Source organism: Paramuribaculum intestinale (assembly GCF_003024925.1).
Classification (GTDB): Bacteria; Bacteroidota; Bacteroidia; order Bacteroidales; family Muribaculaceae; genus Paramuribaculum; species Paramuribaculum intestinale.
Genome location: NZ_PUED01000183.1, coordinates 1 through 4493, shown reverse-complemented (window position 1 = coordinate 4493; position 4493 = coordinate 1). Strand labels below are relative to the sequence as shown.

The 4493-nt window shown below is 51.6% G+C and carries 4 protein-coding genes; 3 read left to right on the top strand and 1 reads right to left on the bottom strand.

Translation table 11 applies throughout. The annotated features are described in order from the left end of the window. From C5O24_RS11020 to C5O24_RS11005, 3 genes are all read left to right on the top strand, one after another. Nucleotides 1–575 (top strand): ClpB D2-like domain containing protein (locus C5O24_RS11020; protein ID WP_133165548.1); only part of this gene is annotated, 575 nt, incomplete at its 5' end. A gap of 93 nt (nucleotides 576–668) precedes the next feature. Further along, nucleotides 669–2717, top strand: a complete 2049-nt coding sequence (gene htpG / locus C5O24_RS11015; RefSeq protein WP_107035097.1) for a molecular chaperone HtpG — start codon at nucleotides 669–671, stop codon at nucleotides 2715–2717. A gap of 313 nt (nucleotides 2718–3030) precedes the next feature. Next, on the top strand, nucleotides 3031–4005 hold the full coding sequence (locus tag C5O24_RS11005) for a YitT family protein (protein WP_107035095.1): 975 nt from the start codon (nucleotides 3031–3033) through the stop codon (nucleotides 4003–4005). On the opposite strand, the gene C5O24_RS14075 is transcribed toward C5O24_RS11005, so the two are convergent. Then, a partial coding sequence (locus C5O24_RS14075; protein WP_205961098.1) for an EFR1 family ferrodoxin occupies nucleotides 3968–4493 on the bottom strand: 526 nt, incomplete at its 5' end. The two genes, C5O24_RS11005 and C5O24_RS14075, sit on opposite strands and share 38 nt — an antisense overlap.

Genomic DNA, 4493 nt, shown 5'->3' with positions numbered 1-4493 from the left:
TGATGGACGAAGGACGTCTGACCGACAGTCTCGGGCGTAGGGTTGATTTTAAGAATACGCTGATAATCATGACCTCGAATATCGGCACGCGGCAGCTTAAGGATTTCGGATCGGGCGTGGGATTCAATACTCAGGCGGTCGACAAGGAGTATAGCCATGGAGTGCTGCGCAAGGCTCTCAACAAGGCTTTCTCGCCGGAATTTCTCAATCGTGTGGACGACATAGTGATGTTCGATCAGCTATCGAAAGAGGCGATATTCAGGATCATTGATATAGAACTGGCGGGATTCTACCGTCGGGTGGCTGAGCTTGGCTACACGCTGACGCTGACGGATGAAGCCAAGGAGTTTGTGGCCGAGCGAGGCTATGACCCTCAGTTCGGAGCGCGTCCGCTCAAACGGGCTATTCAGAAGTATGTAGAGGATGAGCTTGCCGAATTCATTATCGACGGCGAGCTGCATCGTGGCGCTTCGATAACGGTAGGGCTCGACAAAGAGAAGGGTACGACGACTATCAGTGTCACGGATGCCCTTCCGGAAGCCGTCAGGCCGGCGGCACTGCCATCGGGCGATTGACAAAATGTCAGTTAATAATCACAAAATGTCACGCTTCAGGCGTGGCATTTTTTTTGCAGTATTGTTATTTAGAAATAAATCTTACAAGAATCTATGGATACTCAAAAAGGTAAAATCGGGGTAACTACCGAAAATATCTTCCCCGTAATCAAAAAATTTCTCTACAGCGATCACGAAATATTTCTGCGTGAACTGGTGTCGAATGCAGTCGACGCCACCCAGAAGCTGCGCACTCTGTCGTCGTTCGGAGAGTTCAAGGGTGAGCTTGGCGACATGAAGGTGAAGGTGAGTGTCGACGCCGATGCCGGCACTCTCACAGTGAGCGACCACGGCATAGGTATGACGGCTGAGGATATAGATAAATATATCAATCAGATAGCATTTTCGGGGGCAGAAGAGTTTCTTGAGAAATACAAGGACAACGCCAATGCCATAATCGGTCATTTCGGCCTCGGGTTTTACTCGGCGTTTATGGTAGCCAAGAAGGTGGAGATCCGTTCGCTGTCGTACAAAGAGGGTGCGGAGGCCGTAAGGTGGGAATGTGACGGCTCGCCTGAATTCACGATGGAGAAAACCGACAAGGCCGAACGCGGCACCGATATAATACTGCATATCGATGACGAGAATAAAAATTTCCTGCAGCAGAGTGAAATAGACTCGCTGTTGAGAAAATACTGCCGCTTCCTGCCAGTGCCTGTGGTGTCGGGCAAGGAACAGGAGTGGAAGGACGGCAAGATGGTGGATACCGACCGTGACAAGGTGGTTAACGACACCGAGCCGACATGGACCAAAAAGCCGGCCGACCTCACCGACGAGGACTACCGCAATTTCTACCACCAGCTGTATCCGGGTCAGGAAGATCCTCTGTTCTGGATACATCTGAATGTCGACTATCCGTTTACGCTTACCGGTGTGTTGTTTTTCCCGAAGATCAAAAACAACTTCGAGGTGAACAAAAACCGCATACAGCTCTACTGCAATCAGGTGTATGTGACCGATTCGGTGGAGGGCGTGGTGCCTGACTTCATGATGCTTCTGCAGGGTGTGATAGATTCCCCCGACATACCGCTCAATGTGTCGCGTTCGTATCTGCAGTCGGATACGGCGGTGAAGAAGATCTCCGGATATATCACCAAGAAGGTGGCGTCGCGTCTGGAAGAGATCTTCAAGGCCGACCGTCAGGACTTCGAGAACAAGTGGGACGACATCAGGATATTCATCCAGTATGGAATGCTGACGGATGAAAAATTCTGCGAGGCGGCGATGAAGTTCTGCCTTGTGAAGGATACCGAGGGCAAATTCTATACGCTTGAGGAATACCGCACTCTGATAGAGGGTCAGCAGACCGATAAGGACGGCAATGTGGTGTATCTCTACACGACCGATCGGGTGGCTCAGTATGCCTACATACATGCGGCTACGGAAAAGGGGTATGACGTGCTTGTGATGGACGGTCAGCTCGACAGTCATTTCATAGGCATGCTGGAGAGCAAGATCGAGAAGAGCCGTTTTGTCAGGGTTGACTCCGACGTGGTGGAGAATCTGATACCGAAGAGCGACCGCAAGGCGGCCGATCTGACTCCGTTGCAGCGCGACATGATGAGCACGCTTTTCAAGTGTCAGATCCCGAAGGTGGAGAAGGCTGAGTTCATCGTGTCGTTCGAGGCTCTGAATGCTGATGCGAATCCGGTAATGATCACTCAGAACGAGTATATGCGCCGAATGAAGGATATGGCGGCCATGCAGCCCGGTATGAGCTTCTACGGCGATCTCCCCGACAGCTATAATCTGATCGTCAACACGGAGAGTCCGGTGGTGAAGCGCATTATGGAGTCGACTGAGTCGGAACTGAATGCCCGCATAGATCCACTTGACAAAAACATCAGCGAAAAGAATGCTGAAATCAAGTCGATACGCGACTCGGCCAAGGATTCGAAGCTTACCGACGAGCAGCAGGGCAAGGTGACTGAACTGGAGCAGGCGGTGGAGCATGACCGCAAGGAAGAGCAGGAGATAATCGAGGTTTACGCCAAGTCGAATCCTCTCGTCAAGCAGACAATCGATCTGGCTCTGTTGGCCAACGGCCTTCTGAAAGGACAGGATCTCAACGAATTTATACGTCGGTCGGTAAGCCTGCTTTGAACTGTGAGGCTTGGCTGACTGCCAAAACGGGAAAAAGAGCGGGCGTTTACGGAATGCATTCCGCAATCTGAATCATTCTGACGCTTACATTATTAAACAGAGCCATGTGGCGGGATGCCACATGGCTCTGTCGTTTTTTTGGGGCATAAATTTTTTTGTTTTGAAAAAGAGTGTGAAAAAAAAGAGTGGAGATTTTTTTGATAGAATGTCGGGATGATTTAATTTTGTTGCGGATTTGGCGTATGGCTTTGTCTTTATTGATGTGCCATAGCTGCTGAGGTATATAACGTAACCTGTCATCAATCGCAATATCATGCATCTCACTGCAAACAAGATCTGGGTGTCGATCCGCGACTATGTTTTCATTGTGCTTGGCATATTTTTGTATGCCTTCGGCTTTTCGGCGTTCATATTTCCTGAAAAGGTGGTGATCGGAGGCCTGGCCGGTTTTGGCACGCTGATATATTTTATCACGGAAATGTTGTTCGGCAAGGGTGTGCCGGTAGCTGTGACGCAATATGTCACCAATCTGCTGCTGCTGGCCATGGCGTTCAAGGGCGTGGGCCGTCAGTTTGTCATACGTACCATTTTCGGTGCCACGGTGATATCCTTGTTCATCGGTGTGCTGACTCCGTTGTTTCCGGAGCCTCTTGTTGCCCAGCAGACGTTTATGAATGTGATCATAGGCGGCATACTTTGCGGTGTTGGCATAGGCATGGTGTTTGTGCACAACGGTTCTACCGGCGGCACCGATATCATAGCCGCGATGGTGAGCAAGTCGTCCAACACCAGTATCGGCCGAACGATGCTTTATTGCGATATGTGCATTATATCGTCATCGTTCCTGATATTCCATAATGTCGACAAGGTGGTGTATGGTTTTATTGTGCTTGTGATAACGGCTTATCTGGCTGATATGGTGATTGATACCAATCGTCAGGCCGTTCAGTTTACCATCTTCTCCCGCCACTGGGAGAGGATCGCCGATGCGATCAGTCATGAGGCCAACCGTGGCTGCACGGTGATAAACGGCACCGGATGGTATACGAAACATGAGGTGAAGATGCTTCTGGTGATGTGCCGCAAGATAGAATCGGTGACGATATTCCGAATAGTGAAGAGTATCGACGAGGATGCGTTCATCACTCAGTCGAATGTCAACGGCGTGTATGGCAAGGGTTTTGACAAGATCAAGATCAAGGAGGCCCGCAGGCGTGCCTCGGAAAAGAAAAATGCAGAGGCTGCTGAGATCACGGCAGACTCTCCGGTGAATGATACTGCCCTTTAGAGGCAGTGGCCCGGCCGTAGTTCACGGCATGAACCGGGCACCGGTGATAGCATCCGAGGCAGAAGGCACAGTCTGTGCCCCATTCCGGTCCGTGGCCGGGCGTCATGGTAATGTTGCCCATGGGACATTTGCGCGCGCATAGGCCGCAGGAGGTGCAGTCTGGCGATGTGTTGAAGGGTCGTGGCGAGATCATGAAGCGCCGGAACAACGGATAGATTATGCGTGATTTGAGCCATGGCAGTGTGCCACGGACTACGTCGTCGACGCGGGCGTGATGGCGTATGCCTCTCGCAATGTCGGCAATGCGGGCGGCTGCAGCCTCAAGCTTGCGTGAGGCCAGGGCGGGGGAGTCGACGTCAAATCCGGGTAGTGTCACGTAGGTGTTCGGCATTGTGACCGACCACGTTCCGACCGCCTTCCATCCTCTGCGGCGTATCATGCGCCGCCATTGCCGGTCGGTAAGGCCGGCGTCGTCTCCACAGGTGCAT

Excerpts from the sequence above, each read along its gene's own strand:
- htpG (WP_107035097.1), top strand. The coding sequence starts at position 669 with ATGGATACTCAAAAAGGTAAAATCGGGGTAACTACCGAAAATATCTTC.
- C5O24_RS11005 (WP_107035095.1), top strand. The coding sequence starts at position 3,031 with ATGCATCTCACTGCAAACAAGATCTGGGTGTCGATCCGCGACTATGTT.